Source organism: Mojavia sp. (genome assembly GCF_059505145.1).
The window spans coordinates 1-3,633 of record NZ_JCACKA010000039.1; the positions used below are offsets into that span (position 1 = coordinate 1).

The 3,633-nt window shown below is 46.8% G+C and carries 2 protein-coding genes and 1 pseudogene; all 3 read right to left on the reverse strand.

Features of this window, described 5'->3' with window-relative positions; genetic code table 11:
* Positions 1-43: 43 nt before the first annotated feature.
* Positions 44-421, reverse strand: a pseudogene (locus AC5JL8_RS07070) (reverse transcriptase N-terminal domain-containing protein); the annotation flags it as partial.
* 527 nt (positions 422-948) lie between these two features.
* Entirely contained in the window at positions 949-2,592 is a 1,644-nt protein-coding gene (locus AC5JL8_RS07075) for a DUF3854 domain-containing protein (protein WP_495879076.1), read from the reverse strand.
* A gap of 109 nt (positions 2,593-2,701) precedes the next feature.
* Positions 2,702-3,301 carry an alpha-ketoglutarate-dependent dioxygenase AlkB family protein gene (locus AC5JL8_RS07080; RefSeq protein WP_495879077.1) on the reverse strand — a complete coding sequence of 200 codons (600 nt, stop codon included), beginning with the start codon at positions 3,299-3,301 and terminating at the stop codon, positions 2,702-2,704.
* Positions 3,302-3,633: the final 332 nt, after the last annotated feature.

Below are 3,633 nucleotides of genomic sequence, written 5' to 3' on the forward strand. Positions count from 1 at the left end.
AGAATATCCCTAAACTTCATTGAATCAAGGTGCAATATGGATACACCGTCGGTATCTTAAGCATTCTGGTAGTCCCGTCCTTTTTTGGGATGGGGATTTCCCGTAATCCTTGATGTTTCCAATTTCCACTATTCATTTTCAGTAGTTCTTCAAGGTTGAAGCGTTCCTCGAATGAGAGGGATTTCTTACCATCAATACCCGCCGTCTTTTTGCCAGCATTTAGCTGAGATACTTGTCTTATTGCAAGAAATCGAGCCGAGGTGGATTTAAGAATAAGCTTTTGGAGTGACCTAGCCTTCCGCTTGTCTCCAACTTGAACCGCTTTATACACGCGCTTTTGAAGGCGGAAAAGATTTCGGCGGAATTTCTTCCACGGTAGGGCTTTCCAAGATTCACTAGTTTTATAACTGTGTCTAATCATTTTCTCTTCTAGAGTGAGTGTATTCTGAACACCTCAGACCAGTTACGGTCTGTCCTACCCGAATTGTGGGGATTCCTCCGCTCGTCTGGGCTACTTGGGGTTCGACCGCCCCTAGACCCACAACTCGTTTTTATTCGTTCCCTCGGAGAGATTGATTGTTCCGTTAGATGTAGCCAATTCGACTACTGGATTCCCTTGACTCTTACCGATACTATGGGGGTTTTCGGCGGGAATGGACTCCAATAAGGTCAGGGGTTTTGCGTTGCGCCCTGCCTATCAATAAGTCGCTTTTCTAGGCTCTGTTTCATCATAGGAACTCCCTGTTAGCGCCAGTGTCAACCCGCAACGGTCGTCTGATTGCACCCTGTTCCCAGCTTCACTCTACAAGAACCGAGCTTGTTCGGTGTGGGCAGGTAAGGAGTCAATTCTGAGTCTGAATGGTAGGGCTTTCACCTACATCTGACCGAGAGTTCAGCCTTTTGTGACAGTAATCTGCTGTCGGGCTGACTTAGTTATGTACGGACTGATTACCGTGATTCACTAAGTAACGAATCGCACCCCCATTTTGATTTCGCTTTTTGAGCAGAACAACATAATAAATGATGTCCACCAGCAGCAATCGCCTTGTCCAATGCCGCAATCAAATTCTTGGGGTTAGTGCCAGAATAGTTATAGCAGTTGCCAGATACGGGCTGATAGTTGTTGACGATGACAAACGGATTAACCCGATATTCTCCCGCCAGTGAAAGAATGTATTTGACATCGGTATCTGAAACATCGGCGGAAGAAAGGTAAATTTTCCCGTGTTCGCTACCCAGGACATTCTGTACCAGTTGCTTGAGGTTTTTGAGTATGGATACCCGCCGCTTGGCTACATCTGTAGCAGAGTTGAGCAGATGCCAGAATACTTGGTCGCATTCATCAATAATAATGACATCGTTTGACCAGTCGTTGGGGTTGAATTTTGCTTGGCTCTCGTGATGCAACGAATCAATGCACACCCCATAGCCCAACAAATCTCTCGTTTCGGAATGATACATTTCGGTGACATAATTCACTCCAAAGCGATCGCACAATGCCTCACCCAACTGAATGCGGTGGGTGATGATGAGTACCCTACGCCCTTGGTCATGTGCTTTGGCAACCTCAGCAGATAACCATTCGGTTTTACCCGTTCCCTTGGGAGCTTTGAGGATTATCAGCTTTTCGCCAACGGGTGCAATCAGTTGACCCAAAAATCTTTGGTTGAGAGCGATCGCGGGTGGGTAAGTCAACAGAGTAAACAGCTTGATTTCCCACAATTCCAAGGTTTCGGCTGTATTATATAGTGCGTGAAATGCACCCCCACCTTTCGCCACTACAAAATCATCTACACCTTTTTCTGGCCCTGGTAAATCTATAACTCGCAGCTGACAACCTTCGGCAATCAACAACCGACCCATGCGACTAATGGCAGTTCTCACTCGTTGGACTGTTTCAGGCTTGGTATCGTGGTCAAAGCAGATGTTGACAAGTCTACCCTTTGTGGCAAAATGCTTCAGGTCTGGGATGAGCGATGGTTTACCAATAGCCTGACCGTACTCATCAGTTGGGGTGCGGTAGCCTGCGTTTACTCCCGATATTGCGATCGCAGCATAGCCAGCAGTGAGTAAACAAGCGGCTTTCTTGGCTCCTTCGACGATAACCACCGGGACATTATGTTTCCACACCCAGTGCCAGAACCCCCAAGGGTGCATTAAGTCTTCATCGGTTATGGGAATGCCGCAACTATTGGAGACTTTCACCCAAGTTTTTTTCGAGACTCGCAAAAACAAAGCCCTTGTCTGTTCTCTGTAAGGGTGTTCGTACTTGATGTGCTTGTGGATTTTCTGGGGGTCTCGCCTTGGCTTGTTGGGTTTGAAGCATCCCCACATCATTGCAATGTAATCGTTCAAGGGGTCAACGCCACTGCACCACCAACCCCCATGTTCAATATGTTGGTACTTCTTTAAGTCACCCTCACGTAAGCGTCCATCATTGCGACGAGAGATTTTGTCACTGTAGAGCAGGTAGTCATAAGGTGTTGTGCCGGATAGCGATCGCACATTCAGGGCAATAATTTCCTCGTCAACACCGCTATCAATCCATTCTTGCAGATGCTCTTGTTGTAAATGTGTCTCTGTTCTGGTCATATCTCCTCCAATATTTTGACGCATGGTGAAATAGCGGCATGGGTGCAATGCCGCCGATTGAAACTTTTGAGAATGCTTGTGCTGGCTATCTCACAAGCCAGCTATAGGGCTATCTACTCCCCCCGGTGTGCGGTCGAAATGTAAGATTAATCCTTGTGCTAACGACCTTGTTTGTTTTCGGTACTTGATGGACGTGTGTGGACTGACAGCCAGGGTGCATCACGAGCAAGCTTCCGTGTTCTAGCCAGAAGTCCGTTGGTTTTCCAGCGATTGGCTTAATCTGAAACTTTCGTGCTGCACCAAGACTCACTGATGCAATGGCTGGGTTAATCCCCATTGATGGCTCATTGTCAGAGTGCCATCCTATCGAATCAGTGCCTGTGCGGTATTGATTGCCAATAACAATGCGGAAACTATAGCCGGTGGCAGCAGTAATCTTATCTCTGAGTTGGGCTAGTGGCTCTGTCCAGGGCAGGGGTTTGAGAAACACGCTGTTGGAGTAGAGGTAATCACATCCCCTATCACCATAAATGCACTCAAGCCGAGGAACAGGAATAATCTTGCCCACCATTCTGATGTGATTCTGCTGCCATTCGAGTTGTTTGCAGTGCTGATAAAGTACGCCTGCCTCTTGGATGGTCAGAAAGTCGGGGTAGTAGGTAACGGGTAAAACTGGGGCGGGTTCATCAAACAGATTGAGTTGTTGCATATTACTGTTCTCCCTGTGACCAGAGTTGTTTCAATGCTTCTTGTTTTGCTGCTTCTAAACGCTCTTGTTCTTCGGGCGACACCTCACCAATAAATTCAAAATGCAAAATGCAAAATTCAAAATAAAAGACTTATTTTTTGAATTTTTAATTTTGAATTTTGAATTGGAGCAAAGCGACTTAGCTGCTGTACTTCCGTCCGTTGCTTGTGCTGAATCTGTTGGGTGATGGCAGCTGGTAAGGCGAGTGATTTATCTTTGCCTTGCCCTGATGGCCGGAAGTTCAAGGGGCGACAATCGCCTGTAAACCAAGCCAGCTAAAGGTTTTGGGCTTA